The 26,649-nt window shown below is 45.8% G+C and carries 15 protein-coding genes; 8 read left to right on the top strand and 7 right to left on the bottom strand.

Features of this window, described 5'->3' with window-relative positions:
• Nucleotides 1-6: 6 nt before the first annotated feature.
• Together F0261_RS03345 and nhaC are read left to right on the top strand one after the other, a co-directional pair.
• Nucleotides 7-2,559: an exo 1,3/1,4-beta-D-glucan glucohydrolase gene (locus F0261_RS03345; protein ID WP_171337212.1), complete on the top strand. Its 2,553-nt coding sequence runs from the start codon at nt 7-9 to the stop codon at nt 2,557-2,559.
• Between the two features lie 231 nt (nt 2,560-2,790).
• Nucleotides 2,791-4,278 (top strand): Na+/H+ antiporter NhaC, encoded by a 1,488-nt coding sequence (gene nhaC / locus F0261_RS03340; RefSeq protein ID WP_171337211.1) that lies wholly within the window; start codon nt 2,791-2,793, stop codon nt 4,276-4,278.
• A 168-nt stretch (nt 4,279-4,446) separates the two neighbouring features.
• Here nhaC and F0261_RS03335 read toward each other — a convergent pair whose 3' ends face one another.
• From F0261_RS03335 to F0261_RS03325, 3 genes are all read right to left on the bottom strand, one after another.
• Nucleotides 4,447-6,330 carry a GGDEF domain-containing protein gene (locus F0261_RS03335; RefSeq protein ID WP_171337210.1) on the bottom strand — a complete coding sequence of 628 codons (1,884 nt, stop codon included), beginning with the start codon at nt 6,328-6,330 and terminating at the stop codon, nt 4,447-4,449.
• Between the two features lie 137 nt (nt 6,331-6,467).
• Nucleotides 6,468-9,413, bottom strand: a complete 2,946-nt coding sequence (locus F0261_RS03330; protein ID WP_014980587.1) for a TonB-dependent receptor — start codon at nt 9,411-9,413, stop codon at nt 6,468-6,470.
• 66 nt (nt 9,414-9,479) lie between these two features.
• On the bottom strand, nt 9,480-12,161 hold the full coding sequence (locus F0261_RS03325) for a glycoside hydrolase family 16 protein (protein WP_171337209.1): 2,682 nt from the start codon (nt 12,159-12,161) through the stop codon (nt 9,480-9,482).
• Between the two features lie 394 nt (nt 12,162-12,555).
• On the opposite strand from F0261_RS03325, the gene F0261_RS03320 reads away from it, so the two are divergent.
• Nucleotides 12,556-13,551 carry a cation diffusion facilitator family transporter gene (locus F0261_RS03320; RefSeq protein ID WP_171337208.1) on the top strand — a complete coding sequence of 332 codons (996 nt, stop codon included), beginning with the start codon at nt 12,556-12,558 and terminating at the stop codon, nt 13,549-13,551.
• A 122-nt stretch (nt 13,552-13,673) separates the two neighbouring features.
• On the opposite strand, the gene F0261_RS03315 is transcribed toward F0261_RS03320, so the two are convergent.
• From F0261_RS03315 to F0261_RS03300, 4 genes are all read right to left on the bottom strand, one after another.
• Entirely contained in the window at nt 13,674-16,082 is a 2,409-nt protein-coding gene (locus tag F0261_RS03315; RefSeq protein ID WP_171337207.1) for a TonB-dependent receptor, read from the bottom strand.
• Between the two features lie 309 nt (nt 16,083-16,391).
• The gene (locus F0261_RS03310; RefSeq protein WP_171337206.1) at nt 16,392-18,119 is read right to left on the bottom strand and encodes a solute:sodium symporter family transporter; all 1,728 of its coding nucleotides are present in this window, start codon (nt 18,117-18,119) and stop codon (nt 16,392-16,394) included.
• Between the two features lie 16 nt (nt 18,120-18,135).
• On the bottom strand, nt 18,136-20,202 hold the full coding sequence (locus tag F0261_RS03305) for an alpha-xylosidase (RefSeq protein ID WP_171337205.1): 2,067 nt from the start codon (nt 20,200-20,202) through the stop codon (nt 18,136-18,138).
• 116 nt (nt 20,203-20,318) lie between these two features.
• Nucleotides 20,319-21,071, bottom strand: a complete 753-nt coding sequence (locus tag F0261_RS03300; RefSeq protein ID WP_014951133.1) for a TSUP family transporter — start codon at nt 21,069-21,071, stop codon at nt 20,319-20,321.
• A 99-nt stretch (nt 21,072-21,170) separates the two neighbouring features.
• Here F0261_RS03300 and F0261_RS03295 point away from each other — a divergent pair, with 99 nt between their 5' ends.
• The 5 genes from F0261_RS03295 to F0261_RS03275 all read left to right on the top strand — a co-directional run bounded on the left by F0261_RS03295 (nt 21,171) and on the right by F0261_RS03275 (nt 26,625).
• Nucleotides 21,171-21,920 (top strand): GntR family transcriptional regulator, encoded by a 750-nt coding sequence (locus F0261_RS03295; protein WP_171337204.1) that lies wholly within the window; start codon nt 21,171-21,173, stop codon nt 21,918-21,920.
• A gap of 354 nt (nt 21,921-22,274) precedes the next feature.
• A complete protein-coding gene (locus F0261_RS03290) occupies nt 22,275-23,228 on the top strand; it encodes an aldo/keto reductase (protein WP_171337203.1) in 954 nt (317 codons plus the stop codon).
• Nucleotides 23,229-23,237: 9 nt separating this feature from the next.
• Nucleotides 23,238-24,245, top strand: a complete 1,008-nt coding sequence (locus tag F0261_RS03285) for a TauD/TfdA family dioxygenase (protein ID WP_014951130.1) — start codon at nt 23,238-23,240, stop codon at nt 24,243-24,245.
• A 6-nt stretch (nt 24,246-24,251) separates the two neighbouring features.
• Nucleotides 24,252-25,256 (top strand): YeiH family protein, encoded by a 1,005-nt coding sequence (locus F0261_RS03280; RefSeq protein ID WP_171337202.1) that lies wholly within the window; start codon nt 24,252-24,254, stop codon nt 25,254-25,256.
• A 94-nt stretch (nt 25,257-25,350) separates the two neighbouring features.
• Nucleotides 25,351-26,625: a sulfite oxidase gene (locus F0261_RS03275; protein WP_253819175.1), complete on the top strand. Its 1,275-nt coding sequence runs from the start codon at nt 25,351-25,353 to the stop codon at nt 26,623-26,625.
• Nucleotides 26,626-26,649: the final 24 nt, after the last annotated feature.

Raw genomic sequence — 26,649 nt, 5'->3', positions numbered from 1 at the left:
TTAAGAATGCGAAAAAGTATAATCGCGAAAGTTGTTACCGGTGCATTGGTTGGCGTTTTAGTTAGTGCATGTTCTGCTGAAAAAGATGCTGCTTCAGTTGAAAGCGTTGAGCCGACGCCAAGCAAAGCGAGCGCTGTGTGGCCTAAGCTTGATATTGAAGTTAAATCAAACCCTGCAGTCGAAACCAAGGTTGAAGAAATTCTGTCTACCATGACTATCGAGCAAAAAATTGCGCAGATGATCCAGCCTGAAATTCGCAATATCACGGTAGAAGATATGCGCAAATACGGATTTGGTTCTTATCTCAATGGCGGTGGTGCATTCCCTAATAACGACAAGCACGCCACACCAGAAGACTGGATAGCACTTGCAGAAAAGCTTTATCAGGCTTCCATTGATGACAGTTTGGACGGCTCGACAATTCCTACAATGTGGGGGACAGACGCTGTTCACGGTCATAACAATGTTATAGGCGCAACCTTGTTTCCTCACAACATTGGATTAGGCGCGGCGAATAACCCTGAACTGGTAGGGAAGATTGCGCACGTTACAGCTAAAGAGGTCATGGCGACGGGTATCGATTGGGTATTTGCGCCTACCGTTGCTGTGGTACGTGACGATCGCTGGGGCAGAACCTACGAGAGCTATTCTGAAGACCCAGCCATTGTTAGAGAGTATGCCGCTTCAGTGGTTAAAGGTCTTCAAGGCGCGGCTGACAACGACTTTTTAAGTGATCAGCGTGTAATTAGTACAGTAAAGCACTTTGTAGGTGACGGCGGTACGGTTGGCGGTGATGACCAAGGTGACAATGTTGCCAGCGAACAAGAGTTATTTGATATACACGCCCAAGGCTATGTGGGCGGATTAACGGCGGGCGCGCAGTCTGTCATGGCGTCGTTCAATAGCTGGAATGGCGAGAAGCTTCACGGTCATAAATACTTGCTAACCGACGTACTTAAAGAGCAAATGGGCTTCGACGGGTTTGTTGTCGGTGATTGGAACGGTCATGGGCAAGTTAAAGGTTGCAACAACGAAGATTGTGCACAGGCCATCAATGCAGGCTTGGATATTTTTATGGTGCCAAACGATTGGAAGGTGCTGTATGACAACACTCTTGCTCAAGTAAACGATGGCATCATTCCTATGTCGCGTATTGATGATGCGGTACGCCGAATTCTTCGAGTGAAAGTACGCGCTGGCCTGTTCGAAAAGCCAAGCCCGGCAAACCGCCCGTTATCTGGCGACCGTTCGCTTATTGGTAAGGCAGAGCATAGAGAAGTGGCGGCGCAAGCGGTGCGCGAGTCTCTGGTACTGCTGAAAAATAAAAATAAAACCCTCCCGATTTCTGCAAGCAAACGCATATTGGTAGCGGGCGATGGTGCGGATAACATCGGCAAGCAATCAGGTGGTTGGAGTATTACGTGGCAAGGCACAAATAATACCAACGATGACTTCCCTGGCGGCAGCTCTATTTATGACGGTATTAAAGCGCATGTAGACAGTGCTGGTGGTAACGTACAGCTATCGGTTGACGGTAGCTTTGAAACTAAACCTGACGTCGCCATAGTGGTGTTCGGTGAAGAGCCTTATGCCGAAGGTCATGGCGATAGAGAAACCTTAATTTATCAACACGGGAGCAAGACAGATCTGGCGTTGCTCGAAAAATTGAAATCTCAGGGAATTCCGGTGGTGTCGGTGTTTATCAGCGGCCGACCGATGTGGGTTAACGCAGAGCTAAATGCATCTGATGCATTTGTTGCAGCTTGGCTTCCTGGCTCTGAAGGTGCAGCGGTGGCAGACGTTTTGTTTGGTGAGCAGGACTTTAAAGGCAAGCTGTCTTTCTCTTGGCCGTCAGAGCCTCAGCAGATCGTTAACAAGGGCGATGAAACCTATGAACCTTTGCTGCCTTATGGCTTCGGCTTAACGTACAGCGATGACAACGTTCTAAGCGATACGCTAAATACTGAAATTAAGGTGAGTACTGACAGCAACAAGCCGATGGAAATTCTAAAGGGCTCGGTTGAGGCACCTTGGGTATTATGGCTTTACTCTGGTGATGATTCTCTGGCAGTGAACGCAAGCACGCATACTGTTGGAGCCATTACTTATCGTACGGTTGATAAGGAAGTGCAGGAAGATGCGCGTAAAGTCACTTTCGATGGCACTGAGTTCGCCGCTATGCGTTTTGCAAGCAAGAGCTTTTTCCGTGAAGATTTAAGTGCGCAACTACTTACGCATGGTGCCTTAAGCTTTAACGTTAGTCGTCACTCAGACATAAATGCACCTGTAACGGTAGGCATGAACTGTGAAGGCGAGGGAGACGCAGCAGGCAGCTGTTCAACTCAAATTGATATTAGCGAGCAGCTAAAGGCGATGCCAGCTGACACATGGACAAACATAAGTATTGATCTACAGTGCTTTGTTGATGAGGGTATCGATTTTACCGGCCTTGTTGTGCCGTTTGAGCTGGGAAGTTCAGGGAAGGCTAGCTTGAGTGTGGCAGATATTCAGTTTACCCCTGAGGCTGACAAATCGGCGAGTATAAGTTGCCAAAACTAAACAGACAGTAGCTCTCAACGCTACTAGAAAAAACAACGCCGCCAACCTCAAAAACTGGCGGCTTTTTTTATTTACACCGACCTTGAGCCTTCCGTTTATCGATCTATTATGCAGTTCATCCCGTAGCCAACCTGTAATATAAACAACAATCGTTGGTGAGATGAAAGTAGGTAAGACGTGTTTCCGTCCTGCATTCATTCTTGTCATTCGGGAAAATTACAGGGTAGTAAAATGACAGACGAACAGCGTGCTACTCCAAGTCTCTTACTTGCGTTAACACCTGTTGTATTAACGCTTTTGATTCTCGGCACCCAGATATTTTACTTTGGTGTGTTTGAGCCTCATATACCGCTAGCCATTGGTATTGCATTGACAAGCTTTGTAGGTACCTATCTTGGACTTACATGGGAAGAAGTGCGAGCTGGAATCTTTAAAGTTATCCATGTCGCCTTGCCGTCGGTAAGCGTGCTTATTGTCGTAGGAATGATTATCGGTATATGGATAGCAAGCGGGACAGTCCCGACTATTATTTACTACGGGTTGAAAACCCTGTCTCCTCAGATATTTCTTGCAGCAGGAATGGTTATCTGTGCAGTGGTATCCGTTTCACTAGGCACAAGTTGGGGGAGTGTAGGTACCGTTGGCCTTGCCTTGATGGGTATCGGCGAAGGATTTGATATTCCTATGTATTGGACGGCGGGCGCAGTAGTTTCCGGCGCATTTTTCGGCGATAAAGTGTCGCCCCTGTCCGATACTACAAACCTTGCCCCAGCTGTTACCGGCACGGATGTGTTTTCACATATCAAAAATATGATGGCTACCACAATTCCAGCCATGGTTATCGCATTTTTAATTTACCTTGGCGTTGGCTTTTTCGTCATTGACGCTCAGAGTGTTTCGTTTGCAAAAATTGCTGGTATTACTACAGCATTAGAAGATAACTTTACCATTTCCGGCTGGGCATTATTGCCAGCGCTTGTTGTTATGGGGCTGGCGTTAAAGAAAATTCCGCCCCTACCTGCACTATTCGCTGGGGCTGTAGTTGGAGGCGTGTTCGCCATGTTTATGCAGGGACAAAGCCTGCAAGCCGTCTTCGACTATGCAAATAACGGCTATTCAATTCAAACTAATATCGTTGAAATAGATAGTTTGCTTAACCGTGGTGGTGTTCAGTCTATGATGTGGACTATTTCATTAGTATTGATTGCGCTTGGTTTCGGTGGGGCGTTAGAAACGACAGGCTGCCTAAGAAGTATTATCAATGCAATAAAGAGCAAAGCGAAAACCTTTGCTGGTACACAGATAGCAGCGGTGGGTACGGCGTTTGCTACTAACCTAGTAGCTGGAGACCCATATTTATCAGTTGCCTTACCGGGAAGAATGTATTCACCCGTTTATCGTGGTATGGGGTATTCCACACTTAATCTGTCTCGTGGCATTGAAGAAGGGGGCACGTTAATGTCTCCGCTCATCCCTTGGAATGCCGGTGGTGCGTTTGTGATATCTGCTCTTGGCTTGGGTATTTCTGGCGCAAACTTAGAAAATCTGCTGTACATCCCTCTTGCCTTTGCTTGTTGGACGGCACCCCTAATAGGGATATTTTACGCCTACGTTGGCTGGTTCTCACCCAAAGCCACTAAAGCTGAAAAGGAAGAGTGGGAGTCTTCTGGCGCTGAAATAGCTAAATTTAATAAGGACGGGACGCCAGTTACTGACTAATGGTAATAGAGTGAAAATAACGGCTTATGGGCGTTTGCTAAGCCATCATCTTACCAAGTAAAAGTGAGTAGTCGTGTGAAGGCTAGTAAGCCTTCACACAACCATAAGTATTAATTTAAAGAAAATAATGGAATCTTTTGATTTGAGCGAACAGAAATTTGTTACTCTCTAGTCACCCTGTGCGGAGATACAAACCCTATTTCTACCATGTCTTTTGGCTGCATATAACGCATCGTCACATTGCTTAATGAGCTTCGAGATCTCCCCCCCTTTTTGATAAACAGCAATGCCTGCAGAAAAGGTCTGCGCACTGATCGCAGCGGAAATACGTACTTTCCGGTAACCATCAAGGATAGAATCTACGACCTCTTTAGCTTCGGCGGCTGATGTTTTTGGTAAACATAGAATGAATTCCTCACCGCCATAACGTCCAAATATATCTGTTTTTCTAATAGACTTGGATACATACTCACAGAAGGCTTTAAGTAAGTCATCTCCACACTCATGACCATGGTTGTCATTGATAGCTTTGAAGTAATCCAAATCGATTAACGCCAGAGATAAGTCATTTTGATAGGTTTTTGCCTTGTTAATCTCTAACTGTACGGCGCTGAGTAAACTTCTTCGATTGCGCACGCCCGTGAGTGTATCTACCTTCGCAAGCGTCTCTTGTTCTCTTTTAATTCTTCGTTGAACGGTGTATAGGTAGCTTATGAGGGCTAGAAGTGCGACTAGAGTCAGTGCTCCAGCACCAAGAATGAAATTCAATCTGTTGCTGTTTGAAAGCTCCATTTGGGCTAATTCGTGCTGTTGTTCCAGGAGTTTTAGCTTTCGTTCAGCTAAAGCACTTTCATAGTAGTCGCTAAAGATCTCTTCTCTGTCATCAGTTTGGTAGTAAAGAGATTGGTAAAAGTTTCTGCTGTCTCTTAACGCGGCGATGGCCGCTTTATCATTGCCTGTTTGCTCGAATAAAGAAGACTGAATAGATTTGAATTGCGCCCAATGTAAGTCTGATGAGCTGTACTCGTCATTTAAGTTGTCGATAATCGCGGCCGACAGTGCTTTAGCGCTTTCAAATTCTTTCTGTTCCACTAGTCCTTTGAAGCGAGAAATTTGATAGGTGTTAGTGTCATATGAGGTTGGTAGTGAAGATACAAAGTGCTCAGTTTTCTCAATTAATTCATGAGCTTTATTAACTTTGTCTAGAGAATAAAAATAATCGATTTTTAAAACTATGCCATATACGTACGAGTCCCAGTCCTCAATAGAGGTGGCGTACTCAACATATCGTTCAAGGGTGGCAAAAGCCTCATCTATTCGACCTGAATTTTCAAGACTTCTTCTTTGGCAGTCGAGGGCAATTTGATAATATCGATAAGGGCTTGCTACAGGCCTGTCTAAAAAGAATGCCTCTGCCCGCGAACACAGTTCTAAAGCGTGACTGTCTTCACCCAGATAAGACATGTTAAGCCCTATCTCCAGTTCCATGTTTTCTATTGCGCCATCGCCAAAAAAGCGTTTTTCAGACAACGATGGTAGCTCACCCACTATTTTTGCATTGGAATTTAAAGACGCCCTGATTAACCCCATACGTGCCAGAAAAATAGATTTGGTTGCATTAGCATCAAAGAAAAGCTCGGAATCATTGTTATCCGCAAACGCTATTACTTCGTCTATTTGGCTGTGGGCCAAACGCCACTTGTCTTGAATGGCAAGGTTATAGGCTGACAGTATTTTGTGTCTGTAATACAACGACGGTTGCGAATTTTTTACTTCTTGCAAGTGGTGTGCAGGAGCAAGCTTGTATTCTTCAAACCCTGTGGGATGGTCAACCAAGGATTGCAGCAGAGCAATGTACACAGATGCAAAAGGTGAAGAATCGGACAAGACCCTAGAGTCAGCGACTAGTGTCATCAACGCTTCTTCATTATTAGGCTTGCTGTTTATAATTTCGGAATATGCTTGAAAATATCTATCATCGTTAGATGCGAAGGTGATGTTTATCCCTAACAAAAATAGCGCTAGTACGCTGATACACTTCTTATACTTCACTCGATCTCTTCTTTTACTACTCGTACCTGAGCTTCTTTGATGAGGTTATCAAAAATTGTGGACAATGTTCGATAATTTTAGAGTGCGAAGAACAAAAAAGGGCCTAGAAAGGCCCTTAATAATATTGCTTGCTGAACTTAGAAAGTATATCTAGCGCCCAGCGTATAGCGCGGTCCGTATTGACGAGCAAACAAGAATTGCTCTTCGAAGCGGCCGTAGCCACGCTCTGTTTCATCGTTGATGTTCACGCCTTCTAAGAACACGGTTAGGTGTTCGTTAACGTCGTAGTTGATGCTGGCATCAATTTGACCGAAGGTGTCGAACTGAGTAGCTGGGTTATCTGATGACCCTTGTGCCTGACCAATACCAACAACGTAGTCTGAGCGCCATGCATAGGTGACTTTTACCGATAGACCTTCTTTCTCATAAAACACCTGGAAGTTGGCAGAGTCGCTGATGCCTACAAGCGGGTCTTGCTCGTTCAGGTTGTAAGGGTCGTATTCAACGTCGCCGTCAACCAACGTCGCGTTCGCGCCGAAGCCAAAGCCAGTGTCTCCAAACGTATGCTGAATAGCTAACTCAATACCTTCAACGGTTTTTGAATCGCTAGAGTTACCTGGCTGTGTGGTGCGCCACGTGATTAACGGGTCGTCCGCATTAGGGGTTACCACACCGTTTTCGTCAGCATAGCCGTTATCAATGAAGTAGTTATAAATAGCACTATCGGTTGCCTGCTCACCGGCTGCCGTTAATGCAGTCACTGCTTCGTTCCAGCGTGGTCCTTGGTAGATGTCGCGTAAACCTTCAAACTGCTGGTCTTGACCTGTGGTCGTAATATAGTTTTCTACCGACTTTCTGAATAAACCAACGGCAAGCATGCTCGACTCGTCGTAGTACCACTCAAATGATAGGTCTAAGTTAGTTGACTCGAACGGTAACAAGCTTGTGTTACCAGCCGATGCGGTTCTTGCACCAATTTTAGGGCTGCCACTAAATGCTAGGCCACCTTGTAGCAAGCCAATTGGCGCTCTGGTAATTGATTTACCCCAAGAGAAACGCGCAACAATGTCATCCGTCACATCTACTTTTACGTCGAACATGGGTAATAAAATGTCATATTCGCCAGTAAAGTCTTGCACTTGTAGCTCGTCTTCAAACTGTGTGATCCACTCTGAAGCTGCGACCCAATTTACCTGTACAGGTACACGAACCTCCGCAGAGCTTGGCACTTCTGTTTCTTCGTAGCGTACACCAGCATTTATTTGTACGTAATAATCACCGACCTCGAAGTCCCACTCTGATTGAACATAAATCGAGTCGGTAATCTCTTCTACGTTACTGACAGAAGGTGCGCCGCTAAAATAAGGGTCGATAGAGTAGGCGTTACTTTCGCCGACCACGTCGCCTGTGATAAAGGCAAGTTGACGGGCAATCGCTTCATCAAAATCATAGGTGTAGTAATAGCCTGGATTCATGCTTGCGCCACCGCCATCAAAAGCGTCTAAGAAGCCAGAGGTATCATGGCGAACAAACATACTGTCAGGGAAAATTTCGGTAAACGATGGGCTAAACCCTGGGCCACCGCGCAGTCCACTCCACGCACTAAAGCCGGATAGCGCTTGCTCTGTGCGAGCGTAACCAAAATCGATTTTTACAAGTGGAATCTCAAACGCTGAGTTGTACCAAGTGCCGTCTAGTTGAAGCTGCTCGATATCAGAACGACCAGGCGAGTAAATGAATTGACTGAAGTTTGAGTCAATTTCACTAGGCAGAATTTCATTGGTGCCATTATTCCAGTTCACATAAACCTGCGGAATCTCACCTTCGCGGAAATCATAAACCTTTGAATCAAGTTGGTTTGAGCCTAAGATGATTTGGCCAGAGCTACCTAAGCCTTTATCGTAGCCGTTGTCTATTTCGTTGTACGAGTCGTGGTAATCAAGCCTGACGTGCCAGTCGTCGTTAATCATCCAGTCAAAGTTAACACCTAGTGAGCGGGCATCAACACGAGTGGTATTTCTACTAGCAGTAAATGAACCATCATCACCGCTAATGTCAGCGTACACCGCCGTACCATTCTCATCTAATTCATACGCATTAATGTTAGCGCCGAAGTTGTTCCATATTCCCCAACCCACGGAATTTGTGCCAGTTGTGGCGCGCGAAGCGGTATAGTCTACTGTCGCTGTAAAAGCATCAACTGGGCGGAATTGCAGTGTGACTTGTCCGTTCTGGCGCTCACGCTGAACATCATTGATGCCATAGTTCATATCTTTCGGGAAGAAAGCTACGTCGGTAATGTTCGTGCGGTTGTCTACCACATTCGCAGGGTCAAGATCAGGCAGAGCTGCATTTTCTTGAAGCTGCCACCCTTGGATATTTGCAGACTGCTGTTGGAAATCACGCTCTTGGTGCGAGAACGAAACACCGAAACCGAACATTTCATCCGCAAAAGTATTGCTATATACACCTGCAATTTCAGGCGTGAGGTCATCGCCTTCCTCAACAGAGGTGTCATGAATGCCTTTCACCGAGATCGTAGCATTTTGTCCCGGCTGAGACAGAGGCTTCATAGTAATAATATTTACTGTCGCGCCTAGACCGCCACTAGGATTTTCTGCGCGTGCAGTTTTTTGTAGTTCAAGCGTACTTACACCTTCAGAAGACAAATTCGCTAGGTCGAATGAGCGAGTGAATCCGGTGCCCGGCATTTGGCGTCCGTTTAGTGTAACCAAGTTAAATTCTGGTCCAAAACCACGCACAGTAATCTGACTACCTTCACCGTTATTTCGGCTGATAGTTACACCGGTAATACGCTGAAGTGCTTCCGCCAAGTTAGTGTCTGGAAATTTACCTAATTCCTCGGCAGAAATGGCATCTACAACGCCATTGGAACTGCGTTTCAAGTCCATGGAGCGGATCATACTGCCGCGAATACCGCTTACTTGAATAACTTCGACTTCATCTTCTGCCGGAGTAACGGCTTCTGATTCTTGCGCGTAAGAGGGAAAAGCTAGGGTAGAGCCCATCAACAAAGCCATTGATGTGGCAAGCTGGGTCTTTTTAAATGGTGTGTTTTTCATAATTGCCCTACTAATTCTTATCAATTGGTAACTGCCGCTTTAAAAGATAAAGCGGCATTTGCTTTGTTACTGTGCAGCTATTTCTACATTATCTATGCGATACACCGCGCCTTCACCTTGACCCCATGCAGGGAACATCATGATGACGTTAATAGCGCTGATATCTAAGCCAGCATCAAATAGTGTTTGTAATGGAAAAGTGTAGGTTTGCCATTCGCCTTGAACGGGGTCGGCCCCTTCTAGACTTGCCGAAATAGGTAACTCAACAGCGGTTGATGCGCCTATTGACTCTATTTTGAATAGCCAAGGTGCTGTCGAATCATTTGGCATTGAGCTTACTTTCATCTCAAAGCGCACTGCACCATTGGTTAGCAGAGCAGATGCATCATATGAGTGACCGTCGTCAGCGATAATTCCCATAACAGTTGGTGTCGCGCCAATGCGGAACTCGGCAACCGTACCATGCTCAGTATCATCCACTTCTTCTGTTGGTGTTGAACCGCCACAGCAATCCCAAATACGCCATTGGTCCGCTGCTGTGTCTGCAAAAAGCGTAATGCCGCCTGCAGGTGCTTCCGCGCCGCTATCAGGGTGGTAGAACTTCACATTGTCTAAACGATAAACCGCACCTTCACCTGTGCCCCAGGCTGGGAATACCATGATTACGTCAATGGCACTCACGTCTAAGCCGCGTGCTTGGAGGTCAGAAATAGGGAATGTGTAAGTTTGCCATTCGCCTTCTACAGGCGCTTGACCTTCAACACTTTCAGAAAGTGGCAGTTCAACAGCGGTAGCGGCACCATTAGATTCGATTTTGAATAACCAAGACGCATCGGCGTTATTAGGCGCACTTACTACGCGCATATCAAATTGCAACAGGCCGCCATCGGTAAGTGCAGTAGCATCAAATGGCGTGTCACCGCCGCCCGATTCCGGACGTGTTATAAAGCCCATTACCGTTGGATCCGCTCCAATGCGGAATTCAGCAGTTAGACCATGCTCTTCGTCGTCCATTTCTTCAGTAGGGGTAGAGCCACCACAGCAGTCCCACATTGGCCAGTTAGGGTTTTGTCCTTCTTCGAAGATGACTAGTTCTGGGTAGGTTACACCGCCTTCCTGAGAAATTTCGACATTAGCCATGCGATAAACCGCACCATTTCCGGTATCCCACGCAGGGAAAACCATGATGACATCAATAGCGCTTGTGTCTAAACCTGCTGCTGCAAGCGTGCTAAGTGGAAATTCATAAGACTCCCATACACCTTGTTCAGGAGTGGCTCCTGCGCTATCTGCTGGCCCAACGTAGCCATCCATTAATGGAAGTTCAGCGGCAGTCGACCCTTCAGAGCTTTCAATTTTGAACAACCAATTGGTGGTTGCATTCGCAGGTAGTGAGGTTACTTTCAAATCGAACTTAACACTGCCCGTTTCTTCCATAGGAGAAGCATCAAACTGTGCAGCTTCGCCTTCTGGGTCTGTGATAAATTGAGCTCGACTAATAAAGCCCATTACGGTTGGTGCTTCATTAATAGCAAATTCGTAAACTTGACCTTGCTCAGCGTCCTCTACAAGCGCTGGCGTTGAACCACCGCAGCAATCCCACGCTGGCCAGTTTGGATTAGGCGTTCCGTCAAAAATGGTAAGGTTTTGTGCAACACCAGTAGACGGTGGAGCTGGAATAGGTGCTGCACCTTCAACTAACGCATCATCTAGCGAGTTGTATCCTGGACGAACAGTTTCGCACCCTTTACCTGTGTCGGGGTTTGAAGCACATTCGTAGACACGAACATAATCAATCTCGTAAGTCTGACCTTCTGCAAATGCGCTAGCGTCAATACCTGTTTCGTTTACATTAGCTGGCCAGTCGCCACCTACAGCAAAGTTAAGAATAAGATAAAATTCTTGGTCAAAAGGCGCATTATCCCAATGCGTGGTTAATTCGCCCGTGCCTTGTTCGTAGTATTCTGCATACCAACCACGGTGTGATAGCCCGGTTGCATCGCCGTTTGCATTATAGCGAACTTGTGAACGACGCTGTGTCGCATAGAGGTAATCATCCATGTACCAGCGAATTTCGCCTTCTTGCCATTCAACTGCGTAAGTGTGGAAATCGTCTGCCGGATTTGCACCATTAGGTAGTGAATAAGCCTTACCTGAACTATCGTTGTTTGGCCATTCTTGGCCGTAATGAAGTGTGCCGTAGATATGGCTTTCAGGGTTACCGTCGGCATCTGATGCCTTAAGATTAACGGCTTCCATAATGTCGATTTCGCCAGAACGAGGCCAGCCGCCATATACTTCATCAGTAGGCATCATCCAAAACGCAGGCCAACTGCCTTGGCCTGAAGGTAACTTGGCGCGCATTTCAATACGGCCGTATTTAAAATCTGCTTTGTAGCGGGTATTGAGACGGGCTGATGTGTACGGCTTTTGCGCTCCCTCTTCCGCGGGTAGTGCAACAATTTTTAAGCTACCGTCAGAAACGAATGAGTTATCTTCACTGTCGGTATAACACTGAGATTCATTATTGCCGCCACCGTCGCAGTTTACTTCGTGAGTCCAGTTGTCATCGTCAATACTGTTCCCATCGAACTCGTCGCTCCATACCAGCTCCCAGTCAGAAACGGGTGCCGCAGGATCAACAACGTCGATGTCTGTAGATGTGGTTGCTCCGCCTCCACAGCCAAATAGGGTTGCGACTGAGATCGCGGCAGCTATCCGCGAAAGTTGAGATGCTTTTTTCGTCATTGTTTTCAGCCCTGATCTAAAGAAATTGGGTTTTTATGTAGTGGCAAATGCCACGTAAAAAGCTTTTTGTAAGCGCTTACAATTTAGGTCAAATAAAAATGGCTGTTTGAAAGCGCTTACATTACATTAAGCGACTGACACGTAAAGATCAATACTGTTCTCAAAAAATTAACATTTGGCTGCCGGTCTTATTTTTGTTGTTTTTCGTTTATCTTTAAATAAAACAATAATATAAGGTTGTATTACAGGGTGGGTTAAAATTTAAAGGTGCTTGTTTCACTGACTATTTACAAATTATCTCAGAGACTTGTTAATGATCTGTGCTCGATATTTTGTTCGCACCTGGGTACACATCACGTTAAGCTCAACGTACGATCTCATGTGAGTTGTTATTATGCATCACCACAATCACAGCACTTCCGCCTCTATTTATCAGAAAGGTCAGCATCACGGCCATCACCACGGTGCGCATGCTGAAGCGCTAGGCAAAGATTCCACACGCATTGGATGGGCGTTCTGGCTAAATTTCATCTTTACTATTATTGAATTCATCGGCGGTTGGCTTACTAACAGTGTCGCCATAATGGCAGATGCTGTTCACGATTTAGGAGACTCTCTATCCATAGGTCTGGCGTGGTATTTAAGTAAGCTCGGGAATAAAGCATCTACCGAAAAGTATACGTATGGCTTCAAACGGCTAAGCCTTATGGGAGCTATGATCAACGGCGTTATCTTGGTGATTGGCTCAATTTGGGTGTTGTCTGAGGCCATCCCTCGTTTATCTAACCCCGAAATGCCCGTTACAGAGGGTATGATTGGGTTGGCGATTCTTGGTATTTTCGTGAATGGCTTTGCTGCGTATAAGCTCCACGGCGGTCATTCGATGAATGAAAAAGTGCTTAACTGGCACTTAATTGAGGACACGATGGGGTGGGTAGCGGTACTGGTAGTAGCCATTGTGCTCCATTTTGTTGAATGGCCTATACTCGACCCAATTTTATCTATTGGTTTTACGGTATTTATTTTGGTCAATGTTGTTCGGTATGTTGTGCAGACCATGTCTTTGTTTCTACAGGGCGTACCTGACTTGGCTACAAGGAATGCTATTAGCAACACGCTTTTGAAAATCGAGCACGTTGAAGAAATTCACCATGTACATTTTTGGTCGCTTGACGGAGAGCAGCACGTGCTTACTGCACACGTGGTAATAAACTGTGCAATAGACAATGACAAACTGAGAGCACTCAAAAAGGAAGTTCACGAGCGTTTAGCCCCCTTTGAACTTGCTCATACCACGATAGAGTTTGAGTTGCCGGGTGAGCCATGTCGTGATGATAATGACCATTTACACGCCCACTCTCATGAACACCAGCACGAAGAAATAAATTAATACTATTATTTGGGCAAAGGCGTTTGTTTTGATTTTCAGGGACTAACAGCCTGTAGTTGTACAAAAAAGAGGGGCGTTCACACGCCCCTTTCAACACACACGTTTTTTAATTTATAACGAGATTAAAACCTTGCTTTAAATGCTACGCCGTAATAGCGATCTGCATCGCGCGGTATTTGATAGCGGAAGTTGTCGCCGCTATATGTGGTCGCATAGCTTTCATCTAGCAAGTTCTTCGCAATCAAAGATACGCGGAAGGCATCGTCTTTGAATGAGAAACTCACGCTTGCGTTAAGCATGCTGTAGTCAGGTAACAATGAGTGAGGATTGAACTCCCCCGTGTTGCCTGGCAAGTCAGAGTACTGTTCATCGGTATAGATGTAAGACGCGTTGTAGTAAACGTCAAAACCATGCTCTGTTTCCATAAAGTACTCCGCTGACAGCGAGTATTTCATGTCAGGTGAGAATGGTACATCCAAGCCCGAACGGTCGGTACACTCTGCTTCTTCAGGGCAATTAAATCTATCGATCTCAGCCTTGGTGTACGCAGCGCCACCGATTAGCGTTAGGTTGTCGGTTGCGTTCCACATAAAGTCTACTTCAATGCCTTGGGTCGTCACATCACCAGCATTGGTAAGGCGCGTAATACATGCGCCGTCAGAACAATCAAAGTTGTTTGCTTGGAAGCCTTCGATGTCGGTGCTAAATAGCGCGATATTTAAGAGTAGATCGCGACTTGCGTACTTATAGCCAATTTCGTAAGCGTCAGATTCTTCCGCGCCAATAGGGCGTCCGTCATTCTCTGGGTTGAAGTTATAGTAAACATTGAAACCAGGGCCTTTGTAGCCTTGAGAATAGGTTGCATAAACCATTTGATTTTGGTCGAGATCGTATTGAACACCAAGGCGGCCAGACAAATTGGTTTCATCTACCACACCTTCTGCATCGGTGTTCTCGGTCGCAGGGCGAACGCCCACACCGCGGCGTCCATATTCGTCGTTACTTATACGACGGTGAGTGTAAGACACTTCATCATCGGTATAGCGAAGACCGAAGATAAGGCGTAAGTCATCGCTTAAGTCGTAGGTGCCATCTCCGTAAACGGCCCAGTTATTAAACTCAGTGCTCATGAATGCCGTGGCAGACACAATGTCGTTGGCATTACATGTCACACCTAGCGAATTAGCGTAAGCGTCTAGGTCAGAAAGTGCGTCTGTCAGCGCATCTCCAGATAGGTTATTCTGCGCATAGAATGTCAGTGCTTGGTCAAGTTGAAGGTTATTGTTTTGGCAACTTGCATCACGAGTGAAGTTACGCTCTGAATCCATGTTCCAGTAGAACATACCGGCTAAGAAGTTGAATGGGCCAGCTAGGTTTGATGCAACACGGAATTCTTGAGAAAACTGACTCCATTCTTGCTCACCTACGTCATGCAGCTGAAACGGCACTCCAAATACTGGCTGGTCGCTGTCGCCAGCAATAGACGTAAAATCACCTTCGCGGAATTCTGTATTTTCCCATGAGCGCTGGGCAGTGATCGACGTGAAGGTGTAGTCACCAATGGTTTTGTCCACTTGTACGGAGAAAGCCGAATGGTCGTCAATAGTGCGAGATTCGAAGTCATGATCAATTTGACGCTGTTCTAAATCGATACCGTCGGCAATGGTCTCACTGTTGGGCGCTGCCTTTGAGTCGGGATTTCGACCGCTAGATACGCCTTCTAAATCAGCACAACAGTCGTCATCCGCGCTGTAAATTTCGCTAATGAACTTTACTTTTAAATCATTGGTTGGCTCGTAAACCACAACTGCACGGGCACCTTCACGGTCATAGCCGTTTACTTTTTCATTGTTGTAAACGTTGTCGATATAGCCGTCGAATTTACCTTGGAAGACGGTTAAGCTGGCTGAAAGGTCGTCGGTTAAGCCACCACTTACTGTGCCTTTTAAACGGTATTCGTTATCTTGATAAAACTCAGTAGAAAGACTGCCTGTGAGCTCCTGAGAAGGATCTTTGGTGGTGATGTTTACCACACCAGCAGAGGCGTTCTTGCCAAATAAGGTACCCTGTGGACCACGTAGTACCTCAATTCGATCTACATCGTACAAATCGGCAAACGCTTGACCAGAACGCCCTAATACAACGCCATCTACCACCGTGGCTACGCTTGGCTCTGCGGCGATACTAAATGAAATTGTTCCAATACCACGAACGGTTAAGGCTGAATTTCGAGTTGTTGTCCCTTTGCGGAAGCTCACAGAAGGCACAAGCGCTTGTAGATTTTCAACATTGTTAGCAAAGGCAGATTCTATCTGGTCACCGCGTAACACTGATACAGCAACGGGCACATCGCTGATGCTTTGAACACGCTTTTGCGATGTAACGACAATTTGTTCAAATGATTTATCATCTTTTGAGGCGTCGACTTGCTCTGTATCTGTCTCTTGCGCAAATGCATTGGTGTGAAGTAGCAATCCAGATGTCATAGCAAGGGTTACCGCCTTGCTGATGAGTGATCTCTTTGTATTCATGTTGTTCTCCAGGGTGTTTCGCTTATCACGCCCTCACTTACACCTTGCTACCTTTATTCGGATACAAAAGCATTTGAGCAAGTAATCGGCGTTTCGTTTTTTATTCTGGCTGCGTAGGGTACAGCGCTACGCGTATTATTCTTTCAGTAGCAAAATTCAATAGCGTTATAAATACGGTCTTCTATATAAAAGATATCTTGCATCTGATGTCTTATATAAGAGTAGTTAAGTTAAACAATTGTTAAGCTGTTTGCAAACGTTATGTTAATTTTTTTTGTGTTTTTTCTATACAAAAATGACGAAGAAGAGTTAGGCGTGCTGAGAAGCAAGGCGCTTCAAGCCTTGCTCATACTTTACTCGCCACCATTTCAGACTTATACCGATTGCCACGAAACATGTTGCCCACAAGCCGACAAGTGCAGGGACAAACGCGTTGCTTAGTCCATTCACAAAGCCTACAGGAGAGAACATCAGGTAAAGCGTTGCGATAAGGCCAATAAGCACGATGGCGCAGGGAATGGCATAGCGCCATGGCGTCATATTGACTTCAGCCTTTGCAGTGAAATGCCATGGAGTAGTCATTGGGTAGAGCCTGCCTATAGTCAACATAATAGCCAATTCAATAGCGAACAAAATGGCGTAGATATGGATAAAGTTAATATCGACTTCCCATACAAACTTAAGCAGCCCATAGGCAATTACGTGGAAGATAATCGCGACTTTTGCCGCCAGCGCAGGAACGCGTTTTGTAAATAAGCCAACAAGCACAATAGTGATAACGGGAATATTGTAAAAGCCGGTAAATATGCGAATGATTTGCCACAATCCTTCAGGGGCAAACATAAGCAGCGGCGCCGTGATAAACGAAAGCACAGCAATAACAATACTGGTGATCTTGGCAACGCGAATAAGCTTTTCGTCGCTCACTTTGTCTTTTTTGAAGGGTTTGTATACGTCTAAGCAAAATAGGGTGGCAGCACTGTTAAGCAGTGAATTAAAAGAGCTAAACACCGCACCAAGCAATACTGCTAAAAAGAAACCCGACAAATACTGTGGGAGTACATCTTTAACTAAATGAGGATAGGCAAGGTCGATAGTTTGAAGATTTTCGTCTTGATATAAGTGATAAGCAATCACACCTGGTAACATCATCATAAAGGGCACAAGCACTTTAAAATAGCCAGAGAACAACACCCCTTTTTGGCCTTCAACCAGATTTTTAGCGCCTAAGGTTCGCTGAATTACGTATTGGTTAGTACCCCAGTAAAACAAATTGGCTAAAATCATACCCGTGAAAATAGTACCAAAAGGAACAGGGTCGTCGGGACCACCTATAGCATTGAGCTTTTCAGTTTCCGTTGTAGCAATAGTAGAAAGACCTTGGCTAAAGCTGCCGTCGCCTAAGGCCACCAAGCCAAGAACGGGAACCAATAAACCCACAATTAAAAGGCCAACTCCATTAATCGTGTCTGATACGGCTACCGCTTTTAAACCACCGAAAATGGCATAGAGAGCGCCAATCGTACCGACTATGACGATGGTAAGTACCAGTCCCACCTCATAGCTTACATTGAAAAGCCCGGGTACATCAAAAAGCCTAAGCACGGCAATAGAGCCAGAGTAAAGTACCGATGGAATGGTAACCAACGAATACCCCACCATAAATAAAACTACTGTCATTCTGCGAACGCTATCATCGAAACGGTCGCGCAAAAACTCAGGTAGGGTAGAGAAAGCACCCGCTAAGTAACGAGGCAGGAAAATAAGCGCCATAATAATGGTAGAAATGCCGGCTGTAACCTCCCATGCCATCGCACTTAAATTGTAGCCAAACGCAGAGCCATTTAATCCAATAAGCTGCTCTGCGGAAAGGTTGGTAAGGATCATGGACCCAGCAATAAAAGTGCCGGTCAACCCTCTTCCTGCAAGGAAGTAACCGTCTTGCGTGTTTACTTCCCCTTTTGTTTTCATGTAAGAAATAACGGCAACCAGTGCCATAAATGCCATGCATGACAATAGGGTAAGGGTAATATCCATGAACTGCTCCTATGCGCTACGCTGGCCAATGTGTGGTGTTCGACATATCCATATCGGTATGTTGAACATCTGGGCCCATTACAATGCGACTGCCTTTTTGAATGAACACCGCCACATCGTTAAGCGCAAGTATTTCTTCTCTGTATTGCTCACCCTGCACGACTTCTTCGGTACCAAAACGTATCCATTCACCTTTTGGTAAGTAGTATTTAATTTTTCCGCCGGGCACCACGCAAGGCACAACGAGTAGATCATCACCGCACATAAATTGTTGTTCAAAACCATGCGAAAGCGGCTGTTCAGGAAAGGCTAACGCCATGGCGCGCTGAACCGGAAGTCCTGTTTGTGATGCTTTTTCTGCGGTTTCCTTTAGGTATGGAATAAGCTTATATCTTAGCTTAAGGGCCTCAAATACTGCATTGGAAGCGGCATCGCCGTAGGACCAGGGTTCACGAGGGCCAATACCGTGCAATCGCATATGGGCACTAAACACTGATGCTTGTGCCCATCTTACGTAAAGTTCTGCATCTCGGGTGTCTTTGTAAAAACCGCCTATATCGGTAGCGAAGAACGGCCCGCCTGACATACCCCAAGACAAACTGCCACGAATACTTGCGGCTAGGCCATGCCAGTCGGCTTGCGGGTCACCGCCCCATTGTGATGGGTAGCGCTGACTTCCTGTCCAAGCTGAACGGCTAAATAGGAAAGGACCTGTTTTGCAGTAAGCGTCGGCAGCCTCGTACACACAGCGGTTGTAAAGCATACTGTAAACGTTATGTAGACGATTACCTGAATCACCGCTATACGACAGCATATTGTCGTCTTCCAACTGTTCGCCAAAGTCGGCCTTTATCATATCTACACCAAGGTCAAATAAAGGTTTGTGCGACGTTTTCCAAAACTCGTAAGCTTCAGGGTTGGTAAAGTCTAAAATACCTGAGTCTGGCAAAGGCGTAAGTACTTCGCCAAATGGGCTTAAGTCCCACGCATAGCGGTACGCTTCGCCAGTGCGTTTGTCCTTTATCAGCCAACCCTTTTCGGCCGCCTTTTTGTAAAGGGGGTTTTTCACTGAAATCATGGGGTATTCCCATACGCAAATCTTAAAGCCTAACGCTTTAAGTTCATCAATAACCGGCTGAGGATCGGCGTAGCGTTTAGGGTCCCACTCAAAAGCAAAGCGAGTATCTGTGTCTTGCCATGCGCGGCCATCAAGGGTAATAACATCGCAAGGCATATTCTTTTCGCGCACTTCGCGGGCAACGGCTAGTAGCTCGTCGGCGTCTTTATAATACGCTTTAGACAGGATTACGCCTAAGCTCCATGTTGGAGGTGTTGGCGCAAAGCCTGTTAACTCACTGTAGGTTTGAAGGCATTTAGCTGGCGAGTCTTGATGGAACAAGAACATGTCGAGTACGTCATCTTCAACTAAGCACACATAAGCTCGCTGTGACCAAAGTGCGTAGCCGACTCCATGGGTGACGGGTGCTGGAGTGTGCACAAATAAATTCCAGCCTTCAGGACTCCATGCGTAAGGTGTGTTTTTATAAGACTTTTCGGCGTTTACGCCTAAAGCGTCGTGGTTGTACGAGCGAATTAGCTGGCCGCGTTTATCAAGCTTGCCCCATTTCTCTCCAAGACCATAAACGGCTTCGTCGTAGCTTAGCTCTAAACTTACTAACCAACCTTTGTCGGTTTTAGCGAATGGCGGTAAGCGATGCTGACGTACAAAGTGGCCGTCGGTTGCGCTTTGCTGAACTAAAACGTCATTTTTATACAGCTTGAAATGAAGAGGTGCGGCAAAAACTTCTAATCGATAGTCGCCTGATGCCAGGGTGCTGTGAGACTGATCACCGGAAAGTACTAGCGATAGCCTTTCCGGCGCCTGAGTAAGCATACCAAAATCATCTGCTGCATTTACGTTACTTTGAATGCGTAAACCAAACTGACTAATACTTAGACTCAACTCACCATATTGGGTGGGGACAATAAGTGTCTTATCATCCGACAAAAAGGGCTGCTCAGTAATGTCAGCGGCTTTAATATCGTTCCATTCTGGCTCATTTACACAAAACGCGTTACTCATTTCTACATTACCCTTCATGTCTTATATAAGACATAAGTTAATGAAATGTAACTTGGGTGTCAATCTGCAATTAGAAAATTATAAAGATTTAGATCCGCGTTCACTATCAAGCCGTCTTAGATACTGATATTTTGGACAATAAGGGTTACGCCACTTAATGCAAGCATGGTTAAGGCTAACAGTCGAACAGCGGCAGCGGATACGCGAGCAGCGAGAATTCGTCCTAATCGCGTGAAAATTAAAATGACGGGAATGGCAAAAACAGCAGACAGAAACACTTCTGTTGAAGGCAAAGTACCAAACGGTATTATGGCAAGGCGTATAAGTGAGGTAACACTAAATACGGCCAACAGCGTTATTCTGATTTCATTTATTGGCCAGGTTTGTCGATAACACTGAAATACCACAGGTGGGCCAAAGGTAGAAAAAAGACCGCCTAGCAATCCACCTAGAGCGCCAGCGATAGAAAAACCGTATGCGCGACCAGATGGCTGTGTCCGCTTTCTTTTTATTAATAAAAGGCCACAGCAGCTGAGAATAGCCAAGCCGAGCAGTAGATTGAGCCAAGTTGCCATCCCAACGGACAGGTATTCCAACAATGCGTAGCCTACCGCCATAAAGGGTATACCGCTAACCAGTATAATAGTGAAAGCACGTCTATTTATTTGCTCCGTGTTTTTCACTACTAAGCTGATGGAATTGAAAAGACTTAGAAAACTCACCATAAAGGTGGTCGCCGTAAGCGGCAAGATGCCGAATAACGTAAAGCTTGATACCACCATAAGGCCAAAACCAAACCCGCTTAAGGTCTGTAGCAGTGTCGCAAGCCCTAGTAGCGCAAACATGGGAAGCAGTGTTTCCAAAAGCATCACGTGTAATTCCTGCAATGTATGTGATTTATATCAAAAGTGCGCTATAACTCTTGTGTATGATATAACAACAAAAATTAAGCGTTTAGGTTAGGGTTCATGTCTTCATCTCAATTCGATCACAAACTCAGCGGTCCAAGTCTTGCCTTTCAGCCGCTGTATCAACAAGTCGCTGAATACATTAAGCAGCTTATTGTCGAGCGCCGTTGGCAACCAGGCGAGATGCTACCTAGTGAGTTTAAGCTTGCTGACGAATTCAATGTTAGCCAAGGAACCGTTCGCAAAGCGCTAACATTGCTGACAGATACCAAAATTGTAACCCGTCGTCAGGGGGTCGGTACATTTGTTTCTGAGCATACGGCACAAGATGCGCTGTTTCGTTTCTTTCCGTTACAAGCTGACGGAAAAGGTGCTGACCTACCCAAAGCTGAACTGTTAAGTAGAGAGCTGGTCGAGCCAATTGAAAGTGTCCAAACTGCACTATCAATTACCGCTAAAGACAAAGTAGTGAAGCTTAAGCGTAGGCGAATTCTCGATAACGAATTTTGTATGCTTGAAACTATTTATTTACCGTCTAAGCGATTTCCTGACATCGAGAAGCGAGAAGATATTCCGCATACTCTGTATCATTTTTATCAAACGGACTACAACCAAACTGTATTTAAGACCCGTGACAGCATTAAAGCAGTTTTGGCCTCAAAAAGTGATGCAAAAAGCTTAGGTATCGAAAAAGGAATGCCGTTACTTATGGTTACGCGCGTCACTGAGTCTATTGACGGTAAACTCATTGAATATCGTGAAAGCAAATGTAGAACTGACCACTACCATTACCAAGTTGAACTTGATTAATCCTTTGCTATCAACGCCAAACTGTTCAACCACAACGTTTTAAACGTCCGTTCCTGTCAAATTGTTTCTTACCGACTCTCGAACACCTAGCATAACAAGGTAACGCTTTACCTTGTTATGCTACCGCTAGACATTTCTTTTTATTGCACTCCAAACTTTTCATTAAGTTTGTTAACACTTTGTTGACATCGGTATATCTGTGTAATAACTTATGTCTTATACAAGACTAAAGTTTGAAGCTAAAGTTATACAAGAGCATACTGCAAAAGTAAACCGCGGCTTTTTATCTTTGCAGTACGTTTAAGAGAAAGTCCGTACTAGCTTAAAGCAACGAATTCTAAGGTGAATGAAACAATGAATAAGATACCAGAGGTAGGTTTTGGTTTTTGGAAGGTCGATACAGCCATATGTGCGGAAACCACGTACCAAGCGATTAAGGCTGGCTATCGACACTTAGATTGTGCCGCTGATTACGGCAATGAAAAGGAAGTGGGTGAAGGCATTAAGCGAGCGATTGATGAAGGCTTGTGCACCAGAGAAGAGCTTTGGGTTACTTCTAAACTATGGAATACCTTTCACGCCCCTGAACACGTAGGCCTTGCTTTAGAAAAAACCTTGTCAGACTTACAGTTAGATTATGTAGACTTATACCTGATCCATTTCCCAATAGCGCAGAAATTTGTGCCTATCGAGACCCGTTACCCACCGGAATGGTTTTACGAACCTGATGCTGACGAGCCTAAAATGGAACTCGCGCCTGTGCCTTTACATAAGACGTGGGAGGCAATGGAGTTGCTTGCCGATAGCGGAAAAGCAAAACAAATTGGTGTGTGTAATTACAACACCGGTTTGCTTAACGACCTGATGAGCTATGCGCGTATTAAGCCAGCCATGCTGCAAATTGAATCTCACCCGTACCTTACGCAAGAGCGACTAATTCGTTTGGCAAAAGACTATGGACTGGAGGTGACGGCCTTCTCTCCGCTAGGTGCCTTATCTTATTTAGAGCTTGAAATGGCTGATCAGACGGAATCAGTGCTTGAGCAAAGCGTAGTAAAAGCCGCGGCAGAAGCCCATGGTAAAACGCCAGCGCAGGTTGTCTTGCGTTGGGGAATTCAGCGCGGTAACGCCATCATTCCAAAAACGTCAAAAGTTGAGCGTATGAAAGAAAACCTCGCACTTTTTGACTTCTCACTCAGCGACAGTGAAATGCAGGCAATATCTGCATTGAACGTAAATCGCAGATTTAACGATCCAGGGCACTTCTGCGAAGCTGCCTTTAACCGTTTCCACCCTATTTACGACTAGGAGTTAGCTATGAAAAACGTCAATGACAGCTCTGCGGTAGCCTACGCAAGTGTACCTACTCAGCACAATTATAACGGCGGTGTGTTCCCTGAAATAGTCGTGAACAACGAGGGTTGTACAACGGTAGAAGAGACCGTTGCATTTGTAAAAGCAAATCAATCAGAGCTTGAAGCAAAACTTGCAAAGTCGGGAGCACTACTTTTCCGAGGGTTTCCAATTGATTCCGCAGAGACCTTTGACGTTTTCTCAGCAGGCTTCGGCTATCCTAACTTTACCTATCAGGAGTCGTTGTCTAATGCCGTGCGTATTAACTTTACTGAGCGCGTATTCACAGCAAATGAAGCGCCGAAAGACGTAGAAATTTTTCTACATCATGAAATGGCGCAGACGCCTATTTCACCTAGCAAACTGTTTTTCTTTTGTAAGACTGCAGCGGATGAGGGGGGAGCAACGCCTTTGTGTCGCTCAGACAAATTGTTTGAAGCATTGAAGGAAGAAAATCCTGCGCTTGCTAAAGACTTTAAAGAGAAAGGCCTTAAATATACGACTACTATGCCAGCAGCCAATGATGCCAACTCTGGCCAAGGAAGAAGCTGGAAAAGCACGCTAAGCGTTGAGTCATTAGAAGAGGCAGAAGCTAAATTAAAAGAGTTAGGATACACCTGGCAATGGTTGGAGGATGGTAGTCTAAGAGCCATTACGCCTGTATTACCTGCGGTTATCGAACTTAGTGACGGCTCAGAAGTATTCTATAACCAGCTAATAGCTGCATATATGGGATGGAAAGGCGTAAGGGAAAACCCGTCGTCGGCAATTACTTTTGGCGATGGAAGTGCAATTCCTAAAGCCGGTTTAGAGCGCGTTGCAGAACTGTCTGAAACTTACACCTTTGACTTAGAGTGGCAAGATGGTGACGTGGCTATTGTTGACAATTACCGTGCAATGCATGGCCGCCGCCCTTATTCTGGCGAGCGAAAGCGCGTAGTGCTTGTTGCGCTTGTGGCCTCAGAGCGATAAAAGAAAATGAACGATATAGCAGTAAAATGTAAAAATATTTGGCCCGGGCTGGGAATTGCAACCATTACCGGTATGGCGGCGCTCTTTTTGAGTGAGCATTACAATGCCCCTGCTATGTTGTTCGCATTACTTTTGGGTATGGCTGTATCGTTTTTGTATCAGAACGATACGCCCTGTGCGTGTGGTATCGATTTCACGGCAAGTACTCTTCTTCGCGCTGGAGTTGTTCTGCTTGGTCTACGCATTGCGCTAGGTGACTTAGCGGTACTTGGGTGGCAGACCGCTCTTATGCTGGCCGCTGCCATACTCACAACAATTATTATCGGAGTGGGTCTCGCCAAATTACTCGGGTTACAAAAGCGTTTTGGTGCATTAACGGGAGGCTCAGTAGCCATTTGTGGTGCGTCTGCGGCTCTCGCCATTTCCACCATTCTTCCCAAGGGAGAAAACCACGAAAGAGACACGTTGCTGACGGTTATTGGCGTAACCGCTATGTCGACCATCGCCATGGTGCTCTACCCAATTGTGGCAGCGCAGTTGGGCATGAATGATACGGAAGCTGGCATTTTTTTAGGCGGCACTATTCACGATGTGGCGCAAGTTGTGGGGGCAGGTTACTCGGTGTCTGACAGTGCAGGCGACATGGCGACACTGACCAAGCTGGTACGAGTAGCCATGCTAATGCCAGTGGTACTCATTATGATGATTGCCATTAAACACTTTTACAAAGCTAAAAGTCAGGCTGACGGGGCGCAAGTGCCTAAAATGCCGATGTTTCTAGTTGGCTTTATCGTACTTATGTTACTCAACAGCTTTGTAACCTTGCCCGAAGTGGTTATTGAAACGGGGACCCAGATATCACGCTTCTTCTTAGTCGTTTCAATTACGGCAATCGGTATGAAGTCTAACCTCGGTAAGTTAGCCGAAGTCGGTATGCTGCCAATTGTGATGATTGTGGCAGAAACGCTGTGGATTGCGCTGCTTATATTGGGCTATTTGTTCGCAATATAGTGGGATTTTTTTGCGCGATTTATCACAATTATTCTTAATACACAAAGCACTCAATGACGAGGTGGTAGCAGTGAAAAAACATGGCCTTCACGAACTGTATGCTAAGGACCCTGTAAAGGCCGACGAACAGGTTTTTCAGCGAACTAGCAACGCGCTGACTCGGCGTGGTTTTATCAAAGGTCTAAAGTCTCTGTCTTTGCTACTCGGTGCTGAAGTCGTTTACGGTCAGTTCATGCCAGCAGGACTTATTCCCGCTGCATTTGCTCAGTCGAATACACCTTTTTCTATCGAGGGAAAAGACGGGCTAACAATACTTAACGACCGGCCAATTAACGCTGAAACGCCAGCGCACCTACTTGATGATGCCGTTACGCCTGCCTCTCGATTTTTCGTAAGAAATAATGGTATTCCCCCGCAAAAGCCAGACGCGAGTACGTGGACGCTTACTATTGAAGGGGAGTCGGCCGAGCAGTCAAAAACCTTCACGTTGGAAGAGCTCAGAACCCAATTCAAACATTACACCTACCAACTAACGCTGGAATGCGGCGGTAATGGACGTGCCGAGTTCTCGCCAGCAGCGACGGGGAACCAATGGACTACTGGAGCTGTGGGATGCCCTAAATGGACAGGTGTAAGGCTTAAAGATGTACTCACGTCAGTGGGCGTAAAAGATAGCGCTGTTTACATTGGCTATTATGGTGATGACCAGCATTTAAGCCGTACACCGGGCAAAGCGGCTATTTCTCGCGGGGTGCCGATAAACAAAGCGATGGAAGATGAGTCGTTGATTGCATGGGCAATGAATGATGAACCTATGCCTTTAATGAATGGCTATCCGCTCCGACTGGTTTTTGGTGGTTGGCCAGCGTCTACGTCTGGTAAGTGGCTTAAGAAGATAGTGGTCAGAGACCGCGTGCATGACGGTGCAAAAATGCTGGGAAAAGCGTACCGACTCCCTTGTAAACCTGTTGCTCCGGGGGCGAAAGTAGCCGATGAAGATATGTGTATCATTGAAGCTATGCCTATTAAGTCACTCATTACTTTTCCACAGTCGGGCACTGATCATCCTTTGGCCAAGAAACTTAGCGTGCGCGGTCATGCATGGAGTGGTGAGGGTAAAGTAGCTGAAGTGTACACCTCGATTGATTTCGGACAAACATGGCAAATAGCAGACCTTACGCAACCCGTAAATAGACATGCATGGCAGCAATTCACTACAAAAATAGCCTTTCCTCAACAAGGTTATTTCGAAATATGGGCCAAAGCCGTAGATGAAAATGGAAAAGCACAACCTATGGTATTGCCGGGCTGGAATCCAAAAGGCTACTTAAACAATGCCTGCCATCGCATTGCTGTGCGGGTTGTGTAAAAAACATGGTACCGAGTAACGTGT

The sequence above is a fragment of the Alteromonas sp. 07-89-2 genome (assembly GCF_013113925.1).
GTDB lineage: Bacteria > Pseudomonadota > Gammaproteobacteria > Enterobacterales > Alteromonadaceae > Alteromonas > Alteromonas macleodii.
Note: the sequence above shows the minus strand (reverse complement) of the source record. Positions and strands in the feature narration are given on the sequence as shown.